This is a genomic window from Bradyrhizobium sp. SK17 (assembly GCF_002831585.1).
GTDB lineage: Bacteria > Pseudomonadota > Alphaproteobacteria > Rhizobiales > Xanthobacteraceae > Bradyrhizobium.
In genome coordinates this window covers 4,308,149-4,333,706 of record NZ_CP025113.1, presented here as the reverse complement: position 1 = coordinate 4,333,706, position 25,558 = coordinate 4,308,149, and the positions used below count along the sequence as shown (strand labels likewise).

Sequence of the window (25,558 nt, the reverse complement as noted above, 5' to 3'; positions counted from 1 at the left end):
TGATGCACCCTGCCGCTCGCACGCATCTGCGCGAGAGTCGGCATTGCAGGAAGCTGGCCGCCGGCGCCGCACGCCGACGGCCTTCGTCAGCCCCCGTCGTCAGCTCTTCTCGACCAGGCCCTTCTCGGTGCAGGACTGCCCGGGATAGGCCGCGTAAGGCACCGGCTTCAGCCAATCCTTGGCTTCGACCAGGATCTCGAACTGGCCGTTCGACTTCGCCTGGGCGATCTTGGGCCACAGCCAGGTATGCAGGTTCTCCGGCTCGATCTGAACCTTGCCCTGCGGCGCGATCATGCTCTGACCCTTGACCGCGTCGCGGATGTTCGGCGGCGTGAGGTCGCTGGTCGCGAGCTTCTCCACCGCCTGCTTGAACAGATAGGTCTGGAAGTAGCAGGCCTCCGACACGAAATGCGTCACCTTGTCGGCGCCCCAGCGCTTCTTGTAGGCCTCGACGAACTTCTCGTTCTCCGGCGATTTGTGCACCATGAAGTACGGCGCCGAGGTGAAGTGACCGGCGGCCGCCTCGCCGCCCATCGCCGCGACCTCGTTCTCGGAGGTCGTCAGGCTCGCCATCGGCATCTTCTCGGGATCGAGGCCGGCAGCCTTGTACTGACGGTGCAGCGCGACCACGGAATCGCCGACCACGGTCGAGAAGATCACGTTCGGCTGGGTCGAGCGGATCTTGTTGATGACGGACGAGAATTCGGAATGGCCGAGCGGCACATATTCTTCCGCCACGACCTCGCCGCCGAGTTTCTCGAGCAGCTTCTTGCAGTAATTGTTCTCTTCCTTCGGATAGATGTAGTTGGATCCGATCAGGTAGAACTTCTTGCCGAACTTCTTGACCAGCCAGGGCACGAACTCATCCTGCTGCTGATTCGGCACCGCGCCGGTGTAGATCACGTTCTTCGAGCACTCGCGGCCTTCGTAGAGCGTCGGATACCAATAGAGATTGTTCTGCCGCTCGAACACCGGAAGCACAGCCTTGCGGCTCGCCGAAGTGTAGGAGCCGAATACGCTGACGCATTTGTCGCCGACGACGAGCTTGCGTGCCTTCTCCGAGAAGGTGGCCGGATCGGAGGCGGGATCCTCGACGATCGGAACGATCTTGCTGCCCTTGATGCCGCCGGCGGCGTTGATTTCCTCGATCGCGAGCAGCGTTGCCTTGTTCAGCGATTCCTCGATGATCGCGGTCGTTCCGGTCAGCGAGAACAGCACGCCCACCTTGATCTCGCCGCCCGCGGCGTAAGCGAGGTCTGCGTTCTTGACCCAGATATGCGGCAGTCCGGCGCCGGCAAATGCGCCAAGCGCCGCGGTATTCCTCAGCAAAGTACGCCGTGAAATGCTCATCCTTAAGCTCCCTTCAGGACTGAAAAAACAAAAAGCCCTCCCGATGCGCGCTGACGCGAGCATTGGGAGGGCTTTGTTGCCGGTTGTGTCGAAGGCGGCTGTGTCGCCGCCGGCCCCGCTATTGGGGCTTACTGTTGATGATCGTAGCCAAGCAGTTCGAACGAGTCAACAATCGCCGCGGCGACTGCGCTTGCCGATACGCGACGATCCATCGCCTGTCGCCTGATGAAACCATAGGCTTCGGTTTCCGGCATCTGACGCGTCGCCATCAGGATCGCCTTGGCACGTTCCACCGTGCGCATCGAGCGCAGATTGTCGTCGAGCTTCTCGATCTTGCTGCGGAGCCGCCGTTCGTAGCCGAACTGGCTGCGCGCCAGCACGAGGCTCGACAGCACCGCATTCGGCGTGAACGGCCGCGGCAGAACCGCATTGGGCGTCGCATGACACAGCGCGTCGGCCTGAACCGCTTCCGTCGCCGGCAGGATCACGACCAGCGCCGAACGCGCGTCGCCGGGAATCCACGGCAGCCGCCGTGCCAGATCCGAAGAATATTCGCAGTACACCACGTCGGCGTCGGCAGGCACGCTCTCCGGCATCGGCCAGACCTGCCGCACCCGCATCCTGAATCGTTGCAATTCGCGCATCAGCATGCCGATCTGATCGTCGACCGGCGCGACCACGACCGCCGACAGATCGGCGAGCTCTTGAACCATGGTCTTGCGCCCGCCGACGTCTCGGCTCGGCGACGGCTTACGCGACATTTCGTTCATTGGACGCTTCCTGTTTGCGTTGCCCGACCATATCCGATCAGGAACGGATCCGCATGCACCGCTTCCTTCGACTGGCTGACGACGTCGAACTGTCCCTTGCGGTTGGCCCGCCCGATCCGGGTCCACAGGTCGGTATGGCCCGACATCGGGTTGACGGTGACCGCACCTTGCGGTGCATCAAAACTGGTGCCGAACACCATGGAACGCAGGACCTCGGTGTCGAGCGAATTGACCTGCTCGAGCGCCTTCGCAAACAGATGCAGTTGGAAATAGGATGACTCGGCGCACATGTTGGTCGAGATATCGGCGCCGAACCGCTTCTTGAAGCGCTGCACGAACGCGTTGTTGGCGCTGCCTTCGACGCCCTGGAAGTAGGATGCAGCGGTCACGTGCCCCTCGCCGACGTCGAAGCCCATGGCGGCGATTTCGGCTTCCGTCGTGGTCAGGCTGGCGATCGGCGTCTGCTTCGGATCGAGCCCGACATTGGCATAGGCCTGATAGAGGAACACGGTGCCCTCGCCCACCACCGTCGAGAAGATCACGTCGGGCCGGACACGCTTGATGTCCTGGATGATCGGGACGAAGTCCTGCCAGCGCGCATAGACGTTGACGTAACGCTCGCCGACGACCGAGCCGCCATTGCTCTTGAGCAGCTCCCGCATCACCCGGTTGGACTCGCGCGGATAGATGTAGTCCGAACCCACGAAATAGAACCGTGTTCCGAACGTATCCATCAGATAGCGGCACAGCGCGAGGCTGTTTTGATTCGGCGAGGCGCCTGTGTAGATGACGTTCGGCGACGCCTCGAACCCCTCGTAAAGCGTCGGGTACCAAAGCAGGCCGTTCAGCCGCTCGACGACTGGCAGCACCGCCTTGCGGCTCGACGAGGTGTAGCAGCCGAACATAGTCGTAACCTGATCCTCCACCATCAACCGTTTGGCGTAGTGGCCATAGGCGGCCGAATCCGAACCAGGGTCATAGGCGACGGGAACCAGCTCGCGGCCGCACACCCCGCCGGCCTCGTTAACCTCCTCGATCGCAAGTTGCGTGCCCTGATATTGGGTTTCCTCGATCACCGACATGAAGCCGGTTCGCGAGAACAGCACGCCGATCCGCCACGGAGCGGATGTTGTTTGGGTAAGGTTCGACATGATCAGGCCCTCGACAGAATAGGAGGGACGAGAGGGATTATTGTTCTTGTTGCTCTCGAACAGCATTGCCGGGAGCGGAAGATTGCATGTCATCTGCCGCGAGACAAGGACCCTCGCAGCTCATCCTGTCAGCGACGTTGACGCGAAAGCAGGCAAGCCAAGCCTCAACAGAGGCAGACCGCAGGTGCAGAGGTCCGCGGAGCAGCTATCTCCGGTAGTCGCGCGTTCGACTGCCCGCATCAAGCGCAGGAACGGATAGTCACTCCGGGGAAACCTACCGCCGGCGCCATTGCAGCAAGGAGTAAGGTGGGTTCGACTCGCCGTGATGCTCGAACACCCCGTCGACATCGGCGCCGATCGCAACCGCCTGTGCGGGATCGCCGAGCAGATTGCCGACCATGCGCACGCCGCCGGCATGCGGCAGCTCGACGAGCACGGCGATGTAGGGACCGTGCCCCTTCAATGCGGCGTGCGATGGATGCCACGCCCGCTCCCAACTGAAGATCCGGCCATGCGGCTCGACCTCGGTCCATTCCGGATCGAAGGCGTGGCAATGATGGCAGATCCATTCCGGACCGAACTGCCAGGTGTCGCAATGGCGGCAGCGTTGCACCAGAAGCCTGCCCTGGCGCAGTCCTTCCCAATACGGCGCGGAAAGTCCGTCGGGCTCCGCCACCGGGATCGGCAGCCCGGCCGGAAGATAGCGCGCGTTGGCGTCATTGCTCATAGAGTGGCGTCCGAACCGAGGATGAGGTTGCTGGCGGGAGAGACCATCGGACCTCCGATGACCATTGCGACGTCGTTGCAGCGGGCCTGGTTCGGCGATGTGCCGCGCACCTGGCGAACCGCTTCCAGGACCAGTTCGAAACCGTGCATGTAGCATTCGGCGAGATTGCCGCCGCTGGTGTTGAGCGGCAGCCGCCCGGAAGGCGCGATCAGATTGTCGAAGGTCAGGAAATCATTGGCCTCGTCCGGCCTGAAGAAGCCGTGCTCCGCCAGCGCCATCACGACGCCGCCGGTGAAATTCTCATACGCCTGCACCACGCCGACATCGGATGGCCCGACCCCGGCCATGCGATAGAGATCTGGCGCGACGGTCTCGAAGCTCGCGGTGGCGTAAAGCGGCGAATTGTGCGCCATCGTCGCCGCGCGATGTCCGGACCCGGAAGCCGCGCCAAGCACATAGGCGCCCTTGTGCCGGAAGTCGCCGGCGCGCTCCGCCGGAACCAGCAGCAAGGCTGCGGCGCCGTCATTCTCCATGCAGCAATCGAACAGATGAAACGGCTCCACGATCCAGCGCGAGGCGTCGTACTTGTCTGGCTCCAGCGGCTTGCCATGCATCACCGCGCGCGGATTGGCCTGCGCGTGATGGTAGGAGGCGAGCGCGATGGCACGCAACGCCTCCTGCCGAACGCCATGCTCGTGCATGTAGCGCTGGACCCGCATCGCAAACCGCTGCGGCGGCGCCAGCACGCCGTAAGGCATCAGATACGATCGTTCGCCCGAAACGGTGTGGATGCCGACCGCCTGCCCGAAGCGGCCGTACTGGCCCTGCGCCAGCGAGCGGAACACCACGACGCAGTCGGCAAGGCCCGCGACGATCGAGGCCGCCGCATTGGCAACCGCCGCGCAGCAGCCGCCGCCGCCACCGCCCCATTGCATCGTCGCGGTGCGCAGTTGGCGCGTGCCGAGCGCTGCGGCCAGCCGCGACGCCTCGCTGCGGTCGTCGCTATAGGAGGAGAACCCGTCGATGTCGCGTGGATCGAGCCCGGCATCCGCGCAAGCTGCCAGGATGGCTTTCAAAGCCAGCTTGAATTCCGGATCAGGAGACGCGCCATGACGATAATATTCGGTCTCGCCGATCCCGATCACCGCCACCCGGCCCCGCAGCGTCCGTTCGTCTCGTGCGCGTACCGTCACGGCTTGGTATCCTCCCGCGATGGCTGGCTGCCGAAAGCTCCGCCCGTAGCGAGTTGCGCGATGCGCGCGTCGTCATAGCCGAGCAGCTCACGCAGAACGTCTTCGGTATGCTGGCCGACGGCCGGTGCCGCGACGGGATCGACGATCGGCGTCCGCGAATAGCGGATCGGCAGGTTCACATTCGGCACCCAGCCGATCGTCTGGTGCGGAATCCTGGTGACGATTTCGCGCTCGCGCGCCTCCGGCGAGCGGATCGCCTCGCCGACACTGCGCACCTGGCCGCAGGGCACGCCGGCTGCCCGCATTCGTGACTGCCAGTGCGACCATGGCTGCCGGGCAAACGCCTCGCCGAGGATCGCAAACAACTCCTCGCGCCGGCGGATCCGGTCAGGACCCGTGGCGTAGATCTCGGCCGCGGCGAGATCCTCGCGCGCGAGCACCTGCGCCATCAAGCGCTGGAAGATCTTGTCGTTGCCGCAATTGATATAGAACGAACAATCGCTGGCCAGGAAGACGCCCGACGGGCAGGTGTCGGGACTGGTATTGCCGCTCCGCTTCGGATCGGCATTGTTGAAAAGCGACTGCATGGTCGCGTACCCGGTCATCAGGACGGCATTCTCGAACAATGATACTTCGATGGCCTGGCCGAGGCCACTGCGCTCACGCGCGAGCAGCGCGCCCAGGATCGCATTGCTCGCCATCATCGCGGTGCTGATGTCCATCACCGGCGACAAGGCCCGCACGCCTTCGCGATCGGCGTAGCCGTTCATCGAAACGAAGCCGCTCTCGACCTGCGCGATCGGGTCGAAGCCCAGCCGGTCGGCAAACGCGCCGTCGCGGCCATAGGCCGACACCGCGCAGTAGACGATCTCGGGCCTGAGCTTGCGGCAGCTCTCATAGTCGAGCCCGAGCCGCGTCATGACGCCGGCCGAGAAATTCTCGACGACGACGTCGGCGGTTGCGATCAGCTCACGCGCGACCTGCAATCCCTCCGGGGATTTGAGATCGAGCGCGACGCTGCGCTTGTTGCGGTTGGTCCACAGGAACGGCGCACCGTGCCTGAGGTCCGGATGCAGCGGAGGATACCGCCGCAGATCGTCGCCCCGGCCGGGCGCCTCGACCTTGATCACCTCGGCGCCCATGTCCGCCAGGATCATGGTCGCGAACGGCCCCGCGATGAAGTGCGAGAAGTCGACCACCCGGATTCCCTCGAGCGCCATCGGCGCGCCGGCCGGACGAGGCGTGTGCTCGGGGAATTCGGCTTCAAGCTGATCCAGCATGTGAGACATCCGTATGTCTTGAGAAAGGTTGATCCAGGTTCGCTGCCGTCGACGTCAATTGCTGGTCGGCGGCGCAACCAGCGAGCACCCGCCCTGATCGAGCGGCCGGAACGCCTCGGGACCCGTGAGCACGCCGACCTGCTCGAGCAAATCCCATTTGCTCTTCGATGCATTCGGGCTCTTGACCTTGAAGATGTACATGTTGTGGATGGCGCGGCCGTCCGCGCGCACCACGACGGGCCCGAACAAGGCGTCGTCGATCGGATTCTCCTTCAGCTTCCGGATCACTGCCTGCGCATCATTGGTTGCCGCAGCCTGTGCCGCATTCAGATAGGCCAGCACCGAGGAATAGACGCCGGCATGGAATGCGGTCGGTGATTGCCCGTGTTGCCGCTCACTGAACCTGCCCGACCAGGTGCGGCTGGCATCGTTGAGATCCCAGTAGAACGGCTGGGTAATGATCAACCCGTCGCCGACTGCTAGTCCGCTGGACTCGACGTCGTTGGTGGTGGTCAGCAGCGCTGCGAAGGTGCGCCCGCCCTGCTTCAGCCCGAATTCGGCGGATTGCTTGATCAGGCTGACGGTGTCGCCGCCGGCAGTGGCGAACGCGATCACGTCGGCGCCCGAGCCCTCGGCCTGCAGGATGAACGACGCATAGTCCGCATTGTTGATCGGCACATTGACCGATCCAAGAACGGTGCCGCCGCCCGTGCCGATCACCGCCGTGCCATCGCGGACCATCGATTTGCCGAGCGCATTGTCGGTGGCGATGAAGTACCATTTCTTGCCGCCATGCCGCACCAGATAGGCGCCGATCGTGTGCGATGCCACCCAGGTATCGAAGGTCCATTGAATCGTGTTCGGCGAGCAGTACTTTCCGGTCAGGTCCGAAGACGCCGCGCTCGATGCGATCAGCGCTGCCTTGCTGCCACGCACGACCTCGTTGACGGCAAGCCCGACCGCCGAGTTCGGCACGTCAGCGACCGCATCGACTTTCTCCTGGTCGATCCAGCGTCGCGCGATCGCGGCGCCGACATCGGCCTTGTTCTGATGGTCAGCCGAAACGATCTCGACCTTGAAATCGGGATGCAGCCGCATGAAGTCCTCGGCCGCCATCCTGGCTGCCGTCACCGACCCTTCGCCGGCATTGTCCGAATAGGGCCCGGATGCGTCGTTGAGCACGCCGATCTTCAGGGAACGCGCGGCGTCCGCCGATGCCGGTGAGGTGGCGCTAGCGGCCAGCAGCGACAGCGCGAGAATGCGAGAGAGATAGTTCACTTGTTTCCACCCATGTTGTGTTGTTGTTTTCAGAGATCGAGCACGAGCATGCCGGATTTGGCGCCCGAGCAGCAGATCATCACGCTCCGGTTCGTCGCCTGCTCTTCCTCGCTCAGGAACTGATCGCGGTGATCCGGTATGCCTTCGAGCACCCGCGTCTCGCAGGTGCCGCAGACCCCTTCGGTGCAGGCATAGCTCGCGGCGATCCCGGCATCGAGCAGCGCATCGAGAATGGTCTTGCCGGGCTCGACCGCAATCGTGCGGTTGCTCCGCGCGAGCCGGACCGCGAAGCCGCCCTCGGTCGCTGGCGCTTCCCGCGCCTTGAAATATTCGACATGCACGTGATCGGCCGGACGATCGGCGGTCACCGTCTCGAATGCCGCGAGCATGGGCACCGGCCCGCAACAATAGAGATGCGCGTCAGCCGGTGCGCTCCTGACGATGGCCGCGAGATCGAACACCCGTCCCGCCCGCGCGTCGTCGAAATCGACGTGCAGGCTGGCATCGGATCGGAACGCGCCGAGTTCATCGAGAAACGCGGCAGCGGCACGCGTCCGCGCGGCGTAGTACAGGTCCCAGGGGCGGCCGAGCGCCTCGAGGCGCCGGATCATCGACAGCAACGGTGTGATACCGATGCCCCCGGCGATCAAAACCGAGTGTTCGGCTTCTTCGCAAAGCGCGAAGTTATTGCGCGGCAGCGAGATCGTCATGATCTCCCCGACCCTGACGGTGTCGTGAACGAAGCTGGAGCCGCCGCGGCTCTCGGCATCCCGGTTCACCGCGATGACATAGCGATGCCGCTCGCGCTGATCGTTGAGCAGCGAGTAGCTGCGGATCATGCCGTTCGGCAGATGCAGGTCGATATGGCTGCCGGCGGTGAACGGGGCCAACTCACTGCCGGTCGGCGCGATCAGCTCATAGGAATGGATACGCTCGGCCTCGTAGCCGATGCGCTTGACCAGCACCTGCTGGGTGTCGGCCGTATGGCCGGATGCGCTCACAGCTCGTACCCGAAATCGGCGCCGAGCTTCGCCCGCATGAACGGCGCGCCGACATCGACCCAGGAATCCTCCGGCGGCAGCCGCAGCGACACCGCCCGCACCATGAACACGTCGGGATCCGAGACGCCCTTCGGCTTGATCGCATGATCGCGATAGGCACCGAGCGCCTCCAGAATGAAGCGCCGCGTCATCGCGATGCCGGTATCGCTCGAGCAGAGCGTCTCCTTGGTGCGATCGAAGATCGGCGAGACGCCGCTCTGACAGGCACCGTCCTGCACCCAGAGCCCCGGCAGGCCCGAGAACCAGGTGGTCCGCTGCGCCTCGTAGTCGAACTGGAAGCCGTTCTGTGGATTGTATTTGGTCCAGTAGCCGGCATACGGCACCGTCACCGGGTGCTCGACGAGCGCGTGCCGGCTGGCGTGGCCGCTTTCGCGACCCTTGTGGCCCTCCGCGAACACCTGCCGGGTTTTCTCCAACAGCGGTTCCGACGGATGATAGGAGAACATGATGCAGAGCGTGTTCTCGTCGTCGATCGGCACCCAGGCATGCCCGCTCAGATCCGGGAACGGCGAGAGTGGAGGCACCAGCGTGTAGAACGGCAGCATGAACTGGTTGACCCGCCAATACAGCGTGTTGGCGTCGTAGTTGCGCCGCGCCGCGATGCTCATGCCAAAATCCTGCTTGATGCATTCGAAGGTCGGCCGCAGGTCGCGCTTCTGGATCCAGGCGCTGGTGGTGCCCTGCGCATCGAGCCGCCCGTGCAGCAGCGGCGCGTGCGCGGAGTCGATCTCGCCCTCGACCGCCTGCAACCAGTTGCACTCCTGCACGCGCACCGAGATGTGCACCTGCTCGGCCGGCACCAGATTCCATTCGAGGTTCGGCAGCGGCGGAAGCTCGGCCTGGTCGGGACCCATATAGGTCCAGATCATTCCGTTGCGCTCCTTGCAGGGATAGGCCTTGATCCGCACCCGCTCCTTGAGGCGGCTGCGCACCGGCTCCGCCGGCATGTCGGTCACCGCGCCAGTGACGTCGAACTTCCAGCCGTGATAGACGCAGCGCAGCCCGCAATCCTCGTTTCGTGCGAAGATCAGCGGCGCACCGCGATGCGGACAGGCCTGGTCGACCAGCCCGACGCGGCCTTCGGTGTCGCGGAAGGCGACCAGATCCTCGCCAAGCAAACGGATGCGCTTCGGCTGCCCGTCCTTGGCGAGATCCGCCGACGGCAGGAACGGAATCCAGTACAGCCGAAACAGGTCACCGAGCGGCGTGCCTTTGCCGACCCTCACCAGGCGTTCATTGTCTTCGCGCGAGAGCATGGTTTGCCTCCTTCAATTGCGGGTGGTCGGACCGGCCGCATTGCCCAGCAGCGCGGCGACGCGGTCGGACAACCCGAGATCCTGTGCGGTCCAAAGCGGATCGGATGCGGCGAGCGGCTGGCGTGGAACGGGAGGTTGCTTGCCCTGCTCCACCAGGCCGACGATCAACTCGATGCGCCGCCGCTCGAGCGCTCTGAGGGCATCCTCGACGACGGCCGCCTCAGCCGTGCATCCCGGAAGCTCCGGATAGGCGAGACGAACCCGCCAATGTCCCGGCTCGGTCTCGACCGCCTCTGCCTCGAGCAGATAGGGAATCGACAGCAGCTCGCGCAGGTCCAACGGCAACCTCCCTGAACGACGTCTTCGCGTCCATTTGATACGTATACGTACTACATGGCCGAATGGCTGACAAGGGCCGAAAACCATTGCCTCGCTCCGGGAACAGACCGGGGTGCGATTGACCGCAGGGTTGAGGACGTCAGGCCAACCTGCTACGGGCTAACGCGAATTCGTGAAATCGAGGTCGAACGACGGCATGGCAGCCGACAAGGCAAGGAAGACCAGTTCGGCCGCAGACGTCGCGCGCGACTGGCAACTCGAAGGCGGCGTCGGATTTCTGCTGCGGCTGCTGGAGGCCCGCTACGACGGGCTCTATCAAAGCATGACGCGCCAGAGCGACATCACGCCGCGGCAATTCGGCGTGCTGATGGCGCTGTATCAGTTGGGACCGCTCACCCCCTCCGTGCTGGCGGACCGGATCAGTTGCGACCGCAACACGCTCAGCGAAATGCTGAAGCGGATGGTGGCACGCCGGCTGGTCGCGAAGAAGGACAACCCCGACGACCGCCGTTCGCTTCAGGTCCAGATCACCGCCAAGGGCGAGGAAGCGCTGCTGGCCGTGATCCCGGCGGCGGCCCAGCTGCAAGAGATCATGCTGGCTCCGCTGCGCAAGGAAGATCGCGCGCATTTCCTGAAATGCCTGCTGGCGATCGCGAAGGCTCCGCCGCCGGACGCGCCATCCGATCGTTGAGCCCCAGTCAGGCCGTTGCCTTCCCGAAGGTGCCTGATGCCGCAAGCGCCGCGACGGCGTCGGGCGACAGTCCCAAGATTTGCGACAGCACGTCATCGCGCTGCGCGCCGATGCCGGGCACATGACTGCCGATCGGCGTGTCGGCTCCGGACATTTGCCATGGCGCGCTGACGCCGACGAAGTCACCGGCACCATCCGTCACCGTCCCGAACACACCCCGCTGACGCAGGTGGGGATCGGTCAGCGCCGCGCCCGGCGCCCGGTATTCCGCACACGGGACGCCGGCGCGATCCAGCGCCGCGATGCATTCGGCAGCGGTGTGACGCTCCGTCCACTTTTCGATCACCTGCATCATGGCGGTCCAATTGGCGCCGCGCGCCGGAATGCTGGAAAAGCGCGGATCGCTGGTCAGCTCCTCCTGCCCGGTCACTTCGCAGAGCGCCGCGAAGTTGCGCGGCGTGACCGGTGCGATCAGGATATCGCCGTCGCGGGTGCGGACCGGCCCATAGGTCGGACGCGGCGAGCGGATCGGGAATTGTGCTTCCTGAAGCTCGTAGACCAGCAGGTTCAGCATGCAATCCATCAGCGCCACGTCGATACGCTGCCCCTCGCCCGTGCGCCCACGCTGAACCAGCGCGGTCTGGATCGCGGAATAGCCGAAGATGCCGCCAAGGATATCGGCGACGAAGATCGCGCCCGCCGCCGGACGTTCCCGGTCGCCGGCATAGCGCATCAGCGAGGTATCGAAACCGCTCTCGGCATGCACGATCATGGCGTAGGCCGCGCGCTCCGCGGCGGGGCCCGACTGTCCATAGCCCGAGATCGAGCAGTAGATCAGGCGCGGGTTGATGGCGCGAAGCGCCTCGTAGCCGAGACCGAGACGATCCATCACGCCGGGTCGGAAATTCTCGACGATGATATCCGCCTCCGCGACCATGCGATGCACCAGCTTGATCGCGTCGGCGTTCTTCAGGTCCAGCGCCAGGCTGCGCTTGCCGGCATTGAGCTGGCCGAAATAGGTGCTGTGGCCGTCGCGCAGCGGCGTGCGCAGCCGCATGTCGTCGCCTTCCGGCGGCTCGATCTTGATGACCTCGGCCCCGACATCGGCGAGCAGACGCGCGCAATAGGGGCCCGCCACCATGATGGAGAAATCCAGCACGCGCATACCCGCGAGCGGCGCCCTGTCGCCATCCTTCTGCATCCGATCTCTCCTATCTCGGCAGTCCGAGCGCGCGTTGCGCGATCAGGCTGCGCTGGATTTCGTTGGTTCCGATGCTGATCACCCACATCAGCGAGTGCCGCAGGTTCTGCTCGAAGCGGCCATTGTCGATCGCGCCTGGCATCTGTTCGGACAGCGCGGCGCGCATGCCGAGGATGTCGAGCGCGGCCTCGCCGAAGCGCTCCATCAGCTCGCCTGAGAACACCTTGCTGATGGCGCCATATTCCGGCGGCGTCACGCCATCGGCGGCAAGCTCGGCGCAGCGCATCATCAATTGCCGGCCGATCTCGATCTCGGAGGCCAGCGTCGCCATCCTGTCGCGGACGATCGGGTCACTAGCCAGCGACCGATCGCCCTCCCCGGCCATCACATCCGCGCGCAACTGCTCGAAGGCATGCGCGACCTTCAGCACGATGCCGCCACCGACCAGCCCGCGCTCGAAGGCGAGCGCGCCGGTCAACACTTTCCAGCCGCCATTGACCTCGCCGACGAGGTTTTCGGCGGGAATGCGGACATTGTCGTAAAAGATGTTGGCGAAGGTGCCGTCGTACATGGTTGCGGACGGACGGATCGTGATGCCCGGCGCGTCCATCGGCACGATGAACATGCTGATGCCGGCGTGCGGCGGCCTGGCGTCCTTGTCGGTGCGCGCGGCGAGGAACATGTATTTGCCCCACCAGGTGGTGGTCCAGATCTTCTGGCCGTTGATCACCCAGTGCTCGCCATTCCTCACGGCGCTGGTGCGCAGCGCCGCAAGGTCGGAGCCCGCCTGCGGCTCGCTGTAACCCATGCCGTGCATGGCTTCGCCGCGCAGGATCTCCGGCAAGTACTGCTGCTGCTGTTCCGGTGTGCCGAACATCATCAGCGCATTGGCCTGGATCGCGGCGCCGATCCGCGGCGCCTCGCCCTGCTCCATCGTCTCCATGAAGGCGATCTGCTCCAGCGGGGAGCGGGCCTGGCCGCCGAATTGTTCTGGCCAACCGAGGCCGATCCATCCCGTTTCACCCATATCGCGGGCGAAGCCGGCATCGAATTCGCGCTTGGCGAACGGCTTCTGATCGAACGCGTCCTTCCGTGCTCCGGACCAGCTTTGCGCGAGCCAGCGGCGGACCTGCTCACGATACGCGTTTCCGGCGGATCCGAGATCGTATTGCGGCAACCCGGCGCCGCCCGCATCCAGCAGGCGTGCGGCCAACCGGCGCTTCGCATCCGAGGCGCCGCCGAGCGCGATCGTATCGAGGTGCACGCGCTTGAAATGGATTGGCGCTTCGTGCTCCTCGGCGTAGCCGATCGCCCCGAACGTATGCTGGGTCTCCAGCGCGACCTGCCGCAGCGCGCTGCCGGAGAACGCCGACACGCAATCGGCGAAATAGCGCCAGTCGGCGTCGTCGCCATCGTGCAACCTGGCGGTATGATCGAGGATCAGCCTGACGCCTTCGAGCGCGATCAGGCAATTCGCCAGCTTGTGCTGGATCGCCTGGAACTTGCCGATCGGCTGCCCGAACTGGTGTCGTTCCCTGGCGTAGTCAACGGCCAGCTCGAACGCACGCCGCGCAGCGCCATAGGCGCGCGCGGCCAGCATCGCCTTGCTCTTGATGCGAAGGTCGTCCAGATCGACGGCGCCCGCGGCAATGCGCGTGAGCGGCGCCGCGTTCAGCCGGACCTCGTAGAGCCCCCACGCCCCCATCGCACGGGTCGCGATGCATTCGACGCCGGGACCGCCGAGCTCGATCAGCGCAAGATGAGCCCGATCGAGCGCGACCAGGAGGTGCGTGGCGCTTCCCGCCGCCTCGACACAGCGAAGCACGCCCGTTGCCGCGTCGTCCGCGGCCACGATCGAACCGGTGCCGCGATCGGGATCCAGCGCTCCGAACGAGAAGGCGACGATCGCCGTCCCGGCATGCAGCCGAGCCTGGAGATCGGCCACGACGCCGGCCTGCGATCCCGACACCGCAAGATTGGCCAGCGCCGCGGACCACATCGGCGCCGGACATCCGGCGCGGCCGAGTTCGGCCATGACGACGAGGATTTCGGCGAGCCCGCCTTCGCCTGCCTCCGCGCCGAGGGCAGCGACCCCCTGCCCGACCAGCTTGCGCCAGATCGCCGATATCTCGTCCGGCGAGGACGACGCCGTCGCGCCACGCGGACGCCAATGCTCATCGAGGAATCCACGTATGGACTCCCGCAGCATCGCCGTGACGTCATCCGGCTGTTCGGTCGCCGTCATCGCCCGGCCTAGCCCTGGCCGAACCGGGGCTTGCGCTTCTGCTTGAACGACATCGTTGCCTCCTTGTGGTCGGCAGTCTCGAACGTCACCTGCTCCAGCGCCATCGAGGCTTCCAGCAGCATGTTGACGCGCTCCTTGACGATCTGGTTGATCGACAGCTTGGTCCAGCGAATGGCCCAGGTCGGGCCGTTGGCGAGCTCGATCGCGATCTCGCGCGCCTTCGCCAGCACCTCCGCGCGCGGCGCGACGTGATTGACCAGCCCGATCCGCTCCGCCTCCTTGCCCTTCAGCAGGGTGCCGCGGATCAGGTATTCCTTGGCCTTGTTGATGCCGATCAGGAGCGGCCAGATCACAGTGCCGCCGTCGCCTGCGACCAGGCCGACGCGGGAGACGTGGGTGTCGCCGATCCGCGCGTCCTCGGCCATCACGGTGATGTCGCAGAGCAGCGCATGGGTCGCAGCCAGGCCGATGGCGTCGCCGTTGATCGCCGCGATGATCGGCTTGTCGAGCTCGAGCTGACGCGTCACGCCGCGCCGGCTGATCATGGGATCATGGACCTCGCCCTCTTCAAGGACGTCGCCGCCGGGCCGCTCCGACATCGCCTTCACGTCGCCACCGACGCTGAAGAAGTCGCCGGCGCCGGTCAGCACCACGACATTGACGGCGTGGTCGTCGGCGAGGTCGTCCCAGATCGTGCGCAGCTCGCGGATCAGCTTCTGATTGATGGCGTTGCGCGCCTGCGGGCGGTTCAAGGTCACGGTCGCGACCTTGTCGGCGACCTCGACCGTCAGGCATTCATATTTGGCGTAGTTGGACACGTTTACCTCCGTTGTTATTGCTGCTTGGGTTTTGGGATATTTTCCGGCGCGCTATCGAAGCATCCCGGGCTGCACGTCCGCCAAAGCGACGTGGAGCGACATCGCCCCGGGGTCCTGCTCCAGCATCCGCTGCACGGATTCCAGATGCGACCGCAGCAGCCGGCTCGCCAGCGCCACGTTTCGCTCGCTCAGCGCCGCCAGGAACTGGCGCCGCTTCTCCGCTAGCCGGGCCATCGCGACACCGCTGGAGGCGACCTTGGCATAGACGAAGCGCATGTGGATCTCGGTGACGGAGTCGACGATCATCGCGATCACCTTGTTGCCGGTCGACGCCGCCAGCAGCTTGTAGAATTCGCGCGAGCATTCGACCCGATCGAGCAGCCGCCCCTCCTTGGTGGCGAGCTCGGTCCGCTCGATATTGGCTTCCAGCGCATCCAGGTCGGCTCTCCGCGCATTCGCGCAGGCGAGCCTGACCACGAGGTCGAGCACATGGACCCGCGCCTCCGACAATTCCCGCACGGAAATCGTCCCGAGGCTCAGCATGTCCCGCATCACCTCGTTCATGCGGCGGGTGTCGCCCTGCTGGATGAAGGCGCCGCCCTTGACACCCTTCTGCAGCTTGAGAACGCCGGCCATTTCGAGGCTGCGCAGCGCCTCGCGCAGCACGTTGCGGCTGACGCCGAGCTGCTGCGCGAGCTCGCGCTCGGCCGGCAGCTTGTCGCCCGGCTTCAGCACGCCGAGCGCCAGCTGCTCGCGGATCCGCTCGCAGATCTCCTCGAATGTCCGCCTGGTGTGGATCGGCTTGAATGTCGGCGCTGCCGACGCTCCGGCGGCGCGGAGATCGGCGGCCCGCTCCCGCCGGTTCGGCGAGGCGGTACGGGAGCGCTGCGGCGTGCGAGGGCTTGACTTGGTGCTCATGCAGTGGATTATTAAATGGATCACCCATTCAATGGAAGCCCCTTTTTCGGCTTCCGGCAAAGAAAACGACGGGGAGTCCGTATGAGTTTTTCCGAGGAGCAGGTCGCGTTCCGCGACAACGTGCGCAGGATGGTCGCCAAGCACGTGGCGCCGATCGCCGCCGAGATCGACGAGACCGACCGCTTTCCGCTCGAGCTGGTCAAGCTGTTCGGCGAGATGGGACTGATGCAGCTCTGGGTGCCGGAGCGCTACGACGGCCCGAACGGCAATCTGACCATGGCCTGCATCGCGCGCGAGGAGATCTCGAAGGTCTCGCCGGCCTGCGCGTCGATCGCGGCGCTCAACACCATGTTCATCATGCCGCTGCTGCATTTCGGCTCTGAAGAGCAGCGCAAGAAGTATCTGCCGATCATCGCCAAGGGCGGCGTGGTCACGGCGATCGCGATCTCCGAGCCGCAGGCCGGCTCCGACGTTGCCGCGCTCAACACCCGCGCCCGCAAGGACGGCGACAGCTACGTCCTCAACGGCCGCAAGCAATGGTGCAGCTACGGTGTCGTCGCCGACTACATCGTGGTGATGGCGCGGACAAGTGACGGCGCCGGGGCCGACGGCATCAGCGCCTTCATCGTCGAACCGAAGAAGATGCAGGGCGTCACGTTCGGCCGCCACGAGCGCAAGATGGGCTTTCGCGGCGCGCCCAATACGCCGATCTTCTTCGACAATGTCCGGGTTCCGGTCGAAAACCTCGTCGGCGAGGAAGGCAAGGGTTTTCGCGCGTCGATGCGCGCACTCGACCTCAACCGTCCGACCATCGGCGCCCAGTCGGTTGGCCTGGCGCAGGGTGCGCTCGATGCGTGCATCGCCTACGCCAAGGAGCGCAAGCAATTCAAGAAGCCGATCGCCGAATTCCAGGGCGTGCAGTTCATGCTCGCCGACATGGCGATGCAGATCGAGGCGGCGCGCGCGCTGGTCTATGAATGCGCCCGGGCCGGCGATGCCGGCGACTGGAAGCGCCTCAACGTGCTGGCCAGCATGGCGAAATGTGTCGGCAGCGACATGGCGATGAAGGTGACCACCGACGCGGTCCAGATCTTCGGCGGCTACGGCTACACCATGGACTATCCGGTCGAGCGCATGATGCGCGACGCCAAGCTGACTCAGATTTTCGAGGGCACCAACCAGATCCAGCGCGTGGTGATCGCCCGCGAGCTGTTGCGCTAGAGCATGATCCGGAAAAGTGCGAAGCGGTTTTCCGAAAACGATCATGCTCAGACAACAAGCCAGAGCGCGATCTCAACGCGCTTTGGCGCAGTTCGATTTTCAACAAGAAACAAATTAGAGGGAGAGACGACCTTGAACCACATCATCGACCGGGTGCTGACGGCCGTCGCGCTGTCCGCCCTGCTGGCGGCGCCTGCCTACGCCCAGAAGGCCTACGGTCCCGGCGCCAGCGACACCGAGATCAAGCTCGGCCAGTCGACGCCGTTGAGCGGGCCGGCCTCCGCCTTCGGCGCCGGCGCCGGCCGCGCGGTGGTCGGCTATTTCGAGATGCTCAACGCGAAAGGCGGCATCAACGGCCGCAAGATCAATTTCACCCAACTCGACAACGCCTACAGCGCGCCGAAAGCGGTCGAGCAATCCCGCAAGCTGATCGAAGATGTCGGCGTGCTGGCAGAGGTCGGCACGATCGGCACCGCGCCCAACGTCGCGATCCAGAAATACCTCAATGCCAAGCAAGTGCCGCAGCTCTTCATCACGGCCGGCGGACGCCGTTTCAACGATCCCAAGACCTTCCCGTGGACGGTTCCGCTCTATCCGGACTTCGAGACCGAGGGCCGCGTCGTCGCCAAGTACATCCTGAGCGCAAAGCCGAACGCTAGGATCGGCGTGCTCTACCAGAACGACGACTACGGCAAGGACTATCTCAAGGGCCTCCGCGCCGGCCTCGGTCCGAAGGCCGAGCTGATCGTCGCGCAGGCCTCCTACGAACTCGCCGACCCGACGATCGACTCGCAGATCGTCCAGCTCAAGGCCGCCGGCGTCGACACGCTGATCGAACAGTCGTCGTCGAAGGCCGCCGCGCAATCGATCCGCAAGGTCTACGAGCTCGGCTGGAAACCCCTGCACGTGATCGGCGGTTCGACGGCATCGGTCGAGACCATCCTGAAACCGGCAGGCCTCGAAGCGTCCAAGGGGCTGGTCACAACGCAATTCCTCAAGCAGCCCGGCGATCCGGCCTGGGCCAATGACGACGAGGTCAAGGCTTACAAGGACTTCCTGAAGACCTACGCGCCGTCAGCCAATCCGGACGACTACTCCGTGCTGGTTGCCTATATGAACGTGCATGGCCTCGAGCTGGCGCTGCGCAAATGCGGCGACGACCTGACCCGCGAGAACCTGATCAAGCAGGCGACCTCGCTGAACGGCGAGCGGCTGCCGATGATGCTTCCGGGTATCTCGATCGGCATACGCCCCGGCGACTACACGCCGTTCCGAACCCTGCGGATCGCGACATTCGACGGCGAAAGCTGGTCGCTGACCGGCGAACCGCTGTCGGCGGATTGAAGACAGTCGGTGAGATCCCTTCGGGCGTCTCGCCGACGTCACCTCACGCGCGCAGGCTCGGCAGATCGAGCCCGTTGGCGCGGGCGCATTCGATCGCCGTCTCATAGCCGGCGTCGGCGTGGCGCATCACGCCGGTCGCCGGGTCGTTCCACAGCACGCGCTCGAGCCGGCGCGCCGCTTCCGGCGTGCCGTCGGCGACGATCACCATGCCGGCATGCTGCGAATAGCCGATGCCGACGCCGCCGCCGTGATGCAACGACACCCAGGTGGCCCCGCTCGCACAATTGAGCAGCGCATTGAGCAGCGGCCAGTCCGACACCGCATCCGAACCATCGCGCATCGCCTCGGTCTCGCGGTTCGGGCTCGCCACCGACCCGCTGTCGAGATGATCGCGGCCGATCACGATCGGCGCCTTGAGCTCGCCGCGCGCCACCATCTCGTTGAAGGCAAGGCCGAGGCGATGACGGTCGCCGAGACCGACCCAGCAGATCCGCGCCGGCAGCCCCTGAAACTTGATGCGGGCCTTCGCCATGTCGAGCCAGTTGTGCAGATGGCCATCGTTGGGCATCAGCTCCTTGACCTTGGCATCGGTCTTGAAGATGTCCTCGGGATCGCCCGACAGCGCCGCCCAGCGGAACGGCCCGACGCCGCGGCAGAACAGCGGCCGGATATAGGCCGGCACGAAGCCCGGAAAATCGAACGCCTGCTTCAGGCCCATGTCCTTGGCCATCTGGCGGATGTTGTTGCCGTAGTCGAGCGTCGGGATGCCCTGCGCGTGGAAATCCAGCATGGCCCGGACGTGATCGACCATCGAGGTCTTGGAGGCCGTCTCGACCGCCTTCGGATCGGCGGCGCGCCGCGTCTCCCATTCGGCGAGCGTCCACCCCCTTGGCAAATAGCCGTTGATCGGATCATGCGCGCTGGTCTGGTCGGTGACGATATCGGGCCGCACGCCACGCCGCACCAGTTCCGGAAAGATCTCGGCCGCATTGCCGAGCAGGCCGACCGACACAGGCTTCCCGCTCTTGGTCGCATCGGCAATGATCGCCAACGCCGCGTCGAGCGTCGCGGCCTGGCGGTCGAGATAGCCCGTGCGCAGCCGCATCTCGATGCGGCTCGGCTGGCACTCGACCGCGAGCATCGAAGCGCCGGCCATGGTCGCGGCCAGCGGCTGCGCGCCGCCCATGCCACCGAGGCCCGCCGTGAGAATCCATTTGCCGGCAAGACTGCCGCCATAATGCCGGCGCCCGACTTCGACGAAGGTCTCATAGGTCCCCTGCACGATGCCCTGGCTGCCGATGTAGATCCAGGAGCCGGCCGTCATCTGGCCGAACATCATCAGGCCCTGCCGATCGAGTTCGTTGAAATGATCGAGCGTCGCCCAATGCGGCACCAGATTCGAATTCGCGATCAGGACGCGCGGCGCATCCGCATGGGTACGGAAAACACCGACCGGCTTGCCGGATTGCACCAGCAGCGTCTGATCGGCTTCGAGCTTGCGCAAGGAGGCGGCGATCCGGTCAAAACTCTCCCAGTCGCGCGCCGCGCGACCGATGCCGCCATAGACCACGAGCTCGCTCGGGCGCTCGGCGACATCGGGGTCCAGATTGTTCATCAGCATGCGCAGCGGCGCTTCCGTCAGCCAGCTCTTCGCGCTGATGTCGCTGCCGCGGGGAGCGCGGATGATGCGTTCATTGTCGAGTCGGCGATTCATGACGGGGGCCCCTGTCGGCTAAGCGAATTTTGGAAACGGATCGGTCGAAAGGGCCGCGATTGCGGCGGCAGGCAACGCGTCGGCTTCGATCAGCCGCGCTGCCTGCGCAAGATCGTCGGCCATGTAGCGGTCCGCGGCGAGCGCGGGAACATGCGCACGCAGCGCAGCGATGACGGCGGCGAGCGGCTTGCTCGTTGAATGCGGCGCGCGCAGCGTGATGCCCTGCGCCGCGACCAGCAGCTCGATGCCCAGGATGGCAGCGAGATTGTCGGCCATGTCGGACAGCCGTCGCGCGGCATGGGCCGCCATCGAGACGTGATCTTCCTGGTTGGCGCTGGTCGGCGTCGAATCAATCGAGCACGGCATCGCGCGCTGCTTGTTCTCGGCATACAGCGCGGCCGCCGTGACCTCGGCGATCATGAACCCGGAGTTGATGCCGGGTTGAGGCGTCAGGAACGGCGGCAAGCCGAAATTCAGCGCGGGATCGACCAGCGTTGCGATCCGGCGCTCGCTGGTCGCGCCGATCTCCGAGAGCGCCAGCGCGATCTGGTCAGCGGCGAACGCCACCGGCTCGGCGTGGAAATTGCCGCCGGAGACGATCTCATTGGTCTCGACCAGCACCAGCGGATTATCTGTGACGGCGTTGGCTTCGACGGTCAGCCCGCGCGCGGCCTGCGCGAGCAGATCGAGCACGGCGCCCGCGACCTGCGGCTGGCAGCGCAGGCAATAAGGGTCCTGCACCCGCTCGTCGCCTTCGAGATGCGACTGCCTGATGTCGCTGCCGTCGAGCAGCGCGGTCAAGGTCGCAGCCGCGGCGATCTGCCCGTCGTGGCCGCGCAAGGCCTGGATCTCCGGGCGAAACGGCACCGTCGACGCCATCGCCGCATCGACCGACAGCGCACCGGTCACCAGCGCGGCACACGCCAGCCGATGCGCGCGCAGCAGGCCCGAAATCGCGTAGGCTGTCGAAAACTGCGTGCCGTTGATCAGCGCGAGCCCCTCCTTGGGGCCGAGCGTCAATGGCGCGAGGCCAGCGGTCGCCAGCGCTTCATGGCCCGGCACGATCCTGCCACCGTGGATCGCCTGCCCCTCCCCGATCATCACGGCGGTCATATGCGCGAGCGGCGCGAGATCGCCGGACGCGCCGACCGAACCCTGCTGCGGGACCAGCGGCGTGACGCCGCGCGCCAGCATGCCCTGCAACTGCTCGATGATTTCGCGGCGCACGCCAGAGGCGCCACGGCCGAGCGAGATCACCTTTAACGCCATCATCAGGCGCACGATCGGCTCGGGCGTGGCAGGGCCGACCCCGCAACAATGCGACAGGATCAGGTTGCGCTGAAGCAGCGCCGTCTGGTCGGGCGCAATGCGCGTCGATGCCAGCTTCCCGAATCCGGTATTGATGCCGTAGGCGGGAACGTCGGTCCGTGCCGCCTTCGCCACGATCTCCGCCGCGGCCTCGACCCGCGGCCAGAACGATGCATCGAGCTCGACGGCCGCCCCCGCGAGCACGCGCGCCAGCACATCGAGGCCAACCGTTCCGGGCATCACGACGATGCGCGCATCTCGATCGCTCATTGGCCCCTCCACACCCGGCCGTGCAACGGATTGAAGCCGATCCGGTAGACCAGTTCGGCGGGACGATCGACGTCCCAGATCGCAAGATCGCAGGACTTGCCTGCTTCGAGCGTACCGGTCTCGGCGAGCAGGCCGAGCGCGCGGGCTCCTTCCCGCGTCACGCCTGCGAGACATTCGGCGACCGTCATCCGGAACAGCGTCGCGCCCATGTTCATCGCAAGCAGCAGCGAGGTCAGCGGCGAACTGCCTGGATTGCAGTCGGTCGCCAGCGCCATCGGCACGCCATGCTTGCGGAACAGCTCGACCGGCGGCTTCTGCGTCTCGCGAATGAAGTAGAACGCGCCGGGCAGCACCACCGCCACGGTCCCCGCCTTGGCCATCGCGGCAGCGCCGGCTTCGTCGGTATGCTCGAGATGATCGGCCGACAGCGCGGAGAATTTTGCGGCGAGTGCCGCACCGCCGAGATTCGACAACTGATCCGCGTGCAGCTTCACGGGCACTCCCAGCGCACGCGCCGCCGCGAGCACCCGCGCCGTCTGCTCTCCGGAAAATGCGATGTCTTCCATGAACGCGTCGACGGCATCGGCAAGGCCGGCCTTGGCCACCGCCGGCAACATCGCATTGCAGACCAGATCGATGTAGCGGTCCTTGTCGCCATTGGCCTCCGGCGGCAGGGCATGCGCACCGAGGAAGGAGGTGCGGATCGCAACCTTCCGCAACTGGCCGAGCTGGCGCGCGGCCGAAAGCTGCCGCATCTCGGTCTCGACATCGAGACCATAACCGGACTTGATCTCTACGGTGGTTGCGCCTTCGCCGATCAGGGCATCGAGCCGCGGCAGCGCGCCTGCAACTAGTTCGGCCTCGGTCGCCTTGCGTGTTGCGGCAACCGTCGAGACGATGCCGCCGCCGGCGCGCGCGATCTCCTCATAGCTCGCGCCCTTCAAGCGAAGCTCGAACTCGTGCGCGCGATTGCCGCCGAACACGAGATGGGTGTGGCAATCGACCAGGCCGGGCGTGATCCAGCGGCCGCCGCAATCGATCCGCTCGACGGCATCCGCGTCCACAGGAAAATCCGATTGCGCATCCGCATAGACGATGCGGCCGTCGCGCGCCGCGACCAACCCGCGCTCGATCTCGCCGAGATCGGCGCGGTCGCCGCGCATCGTAGCGAGCCTGGCATTGTGCCAGATCCGGTCGAAGCGCTCTGCCATGCGAAAGGTCCCTTCGAGGTGGGATGCTTGACTTATATGTCTAGACATATAATCGTGTCCCGGTTCTGTCCAGCCGGCGTGGAAAAATGACACGACTGCATTTCGCATTCGCGCTGCTGCCCTCGGGCTGGGCCAATGACGTGCGGATCGAGTTCACCGACGGCGTGATCGCCTCGGTGACGGCTGGTGTTGCATCCACCAGCGAAGACGAACGGCACCAACTGGCGGTTCCGGGATTGGCGAGCCTGCACAGCCACGCCTTTCAGCGCGGCATGGCCGGGCTCGCGGAACTGCGTGGCGATACGACGGATACGTTCTGGACCTGGCGCGAGACCATGTATCGCTTCGCGCTGACGATGACGCCGGACGACGTCACTGCCGTTGCCACCTTGCTCTATGTCGAGATGCTTGAGCGCGGCTTCACCCGCGTCGGTGAGTTTCACTACCTCCACCACGATCGCGACGGCTCGCCTTACGCCAACCCCGCCGAGATGGCGATGCGCATCGCGGAGGCATCCGACGCCGCCGGCATCGGCCTCACCCTGCTGCCGAGCTTCTATGCACACGGCACGTTCGGCGGCGCTGCGCCGCATGCCGGACAACGCCGCTTCATCTGCTCGGTCGACCAGTTCGCGGCGCTGATGGTGGCTTCACGCGATGCGATCCGAAACCTGCCCGGCGCCAATATCGGCATCGCACCGCACAGCCTGCGTGCGGTGGCGCCAGATGAACTCGCGGCGATCATTCCGCTCGCCGGTGCAGACCCCATCCACATCCACGCCGCCGAGCAGGTGCGCGAGGTGGAGGATTGCCTCGCCTGGTCGGGACAGCGACCGGTGCAATGGCTGCTCGACCACGCGCCCGTCGACCAACGCTGGTGCCTGATCCATGCGACGCACATGACGGAGCAGGAAGTCGCGGCGCTCGCCGGCAGCGGCGCGGTTGCCGGCCTCTGTCCCGTCACCGAGGCCAGCCTCGGCGACGGCATCTTTGCGGCGCGCGAATTCCTCGCCGCGGGCGGCCGGTTCGGCATCGGCACCGATTCCAACGTGCTGGTCGGCGTCGCCGACGAACTGCGCCAGCTCGAATACGGCCAGCGGCTGAAACACCGCGAGCGCAATGTACTTTCTGGGCGTCCCGGCGCGTCCACCGGGCGCGCCCTGTTCGATCACGCCCTCGCGGGCGGCGCGCAGGCGCTGGCGCAAGGGAAGTCCGGGCTGGTACCCGGCGCCCGCGCCGACATCGTCAGCCTCGACACCGCGCATCCATCACTCGCGGGACGGTCGGGTGATGCGGTGCTCGATGGCTGGCTGTTCGCGGCCGGCAGCGATGCGATCGACTGCGTCTGGGCCGACGGCGACAGGCTGGTCGCGGGCGGGCGGCACCGGCTGCGCGACAGCGCGCGCGAGCGGTTCAATGCCAGCGTCCGAAGGCTCATCGCATGAGCCTCGCTTCGGATCGGGCCAAGGCCAATGCGGTCGGCAAGCCGACGCTGTACAAGCGAATCCGGCTCGACATCGAGACCCGGATCCTGACCGGCGAGTGGCCGCCCGGTCACCGCATCCCGTTCGAGCACCAGCTGATGGCGCGCTATCGCTGCTCGCGGATGACGGTGAACAAGGCGCTGTCCGAACTGGCGCAAGCCGACCTGATCGAGCGGCGGCGGCGCGCCGGCACGTTCGTGCGCCGTCCGCAGCACATGTCGGCCGTGCTCAAGATCGCCGACATCAGGGCCGAGATCAGCGCGCTCGGCCGTGCTTACGGCTATCAGCTGATCGATTGCCGGCGTCGCACCGCAACGTCAGCCGATCGCGCCCGGCTCGGCGTCAGCACCGCCGGCAAGGTGATCGCGATCGCCTGCCGCCACAGCGCCGACAACGTGCCGTTCGCGGTCGAGGACAGGCTGATCGATCTCACCACGGTTCCGGAAGCCGCGAACGCCGATTTTGCACGCGAACCGCCGGGATCATGGCTGCTGCATCACGTGCCGTGGACGGAAGCCGAGCACACGATCAGCGCGGTGATTGCCGATGATCACACCGCAAAAGCCCTCGACATCGCGGTCGGCGCGCCCTGCCTCGTGATCGACCGCTACACCTGGCGCAGCGCACGCACGGTGACGGCGGTGCGGCTGCATTATCCCGGCGAGACGCACCGTCTGGTGGCGCGCTTCAAGGGAGGCTGACGGATCTTTTCTTGCGGCACAATTCAT

At 65.6% G+C, this 25,558-nt stretch carries 22 protein-coding genes; 5 read left to right on the top strand and 17 right to left on the bottom strand.

Going from position 1 to position 25,558, the window contains the following annotated elements:
- Positions 1–99: 99 nt before the first annotated feature.
- The 10 genes from CWS35_RS19840 to CWS35_RS19795 form a co-directional block, all read right to left on the bottom strand.
- Positions 100–1,350, bottom strand: coding sequence for a transporter substrate-binding domain-containing protein (locus CWS35_RS19840; RefSeq protein ID WP_024579753.1), 1,251 nt, complete (start codon positions 1,348–1,350; stop codon positions 100–102).
- Between the two features lie 128 nt (positions 1,351–1,478).
- On the bottom strand, positions 1,479–2,120 hold the full coding sequence (locus tag CWS35_RS19835; RefSeq protein WP_100953297.1) for an ANTAR domain-containing response regulator: 642 nt from the start codon (positions 2,118–2,120) through the stop codon (positions 1,479–1,481).
- Positions 2,117–3,271 carry a transporter substrate-binding domain-containing protein gene (locus tag CWS35_RS19830; protein ID WP_024579751.1) on the bottom strand — a complete coding sequence of 385 codons (1,155 nt, stop codon included), beginning with the start codon at positions 3,269–3,271 and terminating at the stop codon, positions 2,117–2,119. The genes CWS35_RS19835 and CWS35_RS19830 overlap by 4 nt, the downstream gene beginning before the upstream one ends.
- Before the next feature lie 274 nt (positions 3,272–3,545).
- A complete protein-coding gene (locus tag CWS35_RS19825) occupies positions 3,546–3,998 on the bottom strand; it encodes a Zn-ribbon domain-containing OB-fold protein (protein WP_024579750.1) in 453 nt (150 codons plus the stop codon).
- Positions 3,995–5,191: an acetyl-CoA acetyltransferase gene (locus CWS35_RS19820; RefSeq protein WP_100953295.1), complete on the bottom strand. Its 1,197-nt coding sequence runs from the start codon at positions 5,189–5,191 to the stop codon at positions 3,995–3,997. The genes CWS35_RS19825 and CWS35_RS19820 overlap by 4 nt, the downstream gene beginning before the upstream one ends.
- Positions 5,188–6,471 carry a CaiB/BaiF CoA-transferase family protein gene (locus tag CWS35_RS19815; RefSeq protein ID WP_100953293.1) on the bottom strand — a complete coding sequence of 428 codons (1,284 nt, stop codon included), beginning with the start codon at positions 6,469–6,471 and terminating at the stop codon, positions 5,188–5,190. The genes CWS35_RS19820 and CWS35_RS19815 overlap by 4 nt, the downstream gene beginning before the upstream one ends.
- Positions 6,472–6,525: 54 nt before the next feature.
- Positions 6,526–7,749 carry an ABC transporter substrate-binding protein gene (locus CWS35_RS19810; RefSeq protein WP_100953290.1) on the bottom strand — a complete coding sequence of 408 codons (1,224 nt, stop codon included), beginning with the start codon at positions 7,747–7,749 and terminating at the stop codon, positions 6,526–6,528.
- A 29-nt stretch (positions 7,750–7,778) separates the two neighbouring features.
- Positions 7,779–8,750 carry a PDR/VanB family oxidoreductase gene (locus CWS35_RS19805; RefSeq protein WP_100953288.1) on the bottom strand — a complete coding sequence of 324 codons (972 nt, stop codon included), beginning with the start codon at positions 8,748–8,750 and terminating at the stop codon, positions 7,779–7,781.
- Positions 8,747–10,066 (bottom strand): Rieske 2Fe-2S domain-containing protein, encoded by a 1,320-nt coding sequence (locus CWS35_RS19800; RefSeq protein ID WP_100953286.1) that lies wholly within the window; start codon positions 10,064–10,066, stop codon positions 8,747–8,749. Before CWS35_RS19800 ends, CWS35_RS19805 begins: the two co-directional genes overlap by 4 nt.
- 12 nt (positions 10,067–10,078) lie before the next feature.
- Positions 10,079–10,405, bottom strand: coding sequence for a hypothetical protein (locus CWS35_RS19795; protein WP_100953284.1), 327 nt, complete (start codon positions 10,403–10,405; stop codon positions 10,079–10,081).
- Positions 10,406–10,601: 196 nt separating this feature from the next.
- Here CWS35_RS19795 and CWS35_RS19790 point away from each other — a divergent pair, with 196 nt between their 5' ends.
- Positions 10,602–11,096 carry a MarR family winged helix-turn-helix transcriptional regulator gene (locus CWS35_RS19790; protein ID WP_024579743.1) on the top strand — a complete coding sequence of 165 codons (495 nt, stop codon included), beginning with the start codon at positions 10,602–10,604 and terminating at the stop codon, positions 11,094–11,096.
- A 7-nt stretch (positions 11,097–11,103) separates the two neighbouring features.
- Here CWS35_RS19790 and CWS35_RS19785 read toward each other — a convergent pair whose 3' ends face one another.
- From CWS35_RS19785 to CWS35_RS19770, 4 genes are read right to left on the bottom strand one after another with little or no spacing between them, the layout of a single operon-like run.
- Entirely contained in the window at positions 11,104–12,297 is a 1,194-nt protein-coding gene (locus CWS35_RS19785) for a CaiB/BaiF CoA-transferase family protein (RefSeq protein ID WP_024579742.1), read from the bottom strand.
- A 10-nt stretch (positions 12,298–12,307) separates the two neighbouring features.
- Entirely contained in the window at positions 12,308–14,542 is a 2,235-nt protein-coding gene (locus CWS35_RS19780; protein ID WP_100953282.1) for an acyl-CoA dehydrogenase, read from the bottom strand.
- 8 nt (positions 14,543–14,550) lie between these two features.
- On the bottom strand, positions 14,551–15,360 hold the full coding sequence (locus CWS35_RS19775; protein WP_245438580.1) for an enoyl-CoA hydratase/isomerase family protein: 810 nt from the start codon (positions 15,358–15,360) through the stop codon (positions 14,551–14,553).
- A gap of 51 nt (positions 15,361–15,411) precedes the next feature.
- A complete protein-coding gene (locus CWS35_RS19770) occupies positions 15,412–16,278 on the bottom strand; it encodes a FadR/GntR family transcriptional regulator (RefSeq protein ID WP_100953279.1) in 867 nt (288 codons plus the stop codon).
- A gap of 81 nt (positions 16,279–16,359) precedes the next feature.
- Between CWS35_RS19770 and CWS35_RS19765 the strand changes: the two genes are divergently transcribed.
- Positions 16,360–17,499, top strand: coding sequence for an acyl-CoA dehydrogenase family protein (locus tag CWS35_RS19765; protein ID WP_100953277.1), 1,140 nt, complete (start codon positions 16,360–16,362; stop codon positions 17,497–17,499).
- 141 nt (positions 17,500–17,640) lie between these two features.
- Positions 17,641–18,843 (top strand): ABC transporter substrate-binding protein, encoded by a 1,203-nt coding sequence (locus tag CWS35_RS19760; protein ID WP_100555075.1) that lies wholly within the window; start codon positions 17,641–17,643, stop codon positions 18,841–18,843.
- A 43-nt stretch (positions 18,844–18,886) separates the two neighbouring features.
- On the opposite strand, the gene hutU is transcribed toward CWS35_RS19760, so the two are convergent.
- From hutU to hutI, 3 genes are read right to left on the bottom strand one after another with little or no spacing between them, the layout of a single operon-like run.
- The gene (gene hutU, locus CWS35_RS19755) at positions 18,887–20,557 is read right to left on the bottom strand and encodes a urocanate hydratase (RefSeq protein WP_100953275.1); all 1,671 of its coding nucleotides are present in this window, start codon (positions 20,555–20,557) and stop codon (positions 18,887–18,889) included.
- 18 nt (positions 20,558–20,575) lie between these two features.
- On the bottom strand, positions 20,576–22,135 hold the full coding sequence (gene hutH, locus CWS35_RS19750; protein WP_100953273.1) for a histidine ammonia-lyase: 1,560 nt from the start codon (positions 22,133–22,135) through the stop codon (positions 20,576–20,578).
- Entirely contained in the window at positions 22,132–23,346 is a 1,215-nt protein-coding gene (hutI, locus tag CWS35_RS19745; RefSeq protein ID WP_100953271.1) for an imidazolonepropionase, read from the bottom strand. Before hutI ends, hutH begins: the two co-directional genes overlap by 4 nt.
- A gap of 86 nt (positions 23,347–23,432) precedes the next feature.
- Between hutI and CWS35_RS19740 the strand changes: the two genes are divergently transcribed.
- Positions 23,433–24,791: a formimidoylglutamate deiminase gene (locus CWS35_RS19740; RefSeq protein WP_100953269.1), complete on the top strand. Its 1,359-nt coding sequence runs from the start codon at positions 23,433–23,435 to the stop codon at positions 24,789–24,791.
- Positions 24,788–25,531 carry a histidine utilization repressor gene (gene hutC / locus CWS35_RS19735; protein WP_024579732.1) on the top strand — a complete coding sequence of 248 codons (744 nt, stop codon included), beginning with the start codon at positions 24,788–24,790 and terminating at the stop codon, positions 25,529–25,531. Before CWS35_RS19740 ends, hutC begins: the two co-directional genes overlap by 4 nt.
- The last annotated feature ends 27 nt before the right edge of the window (positions 25,532–25,558 follow it).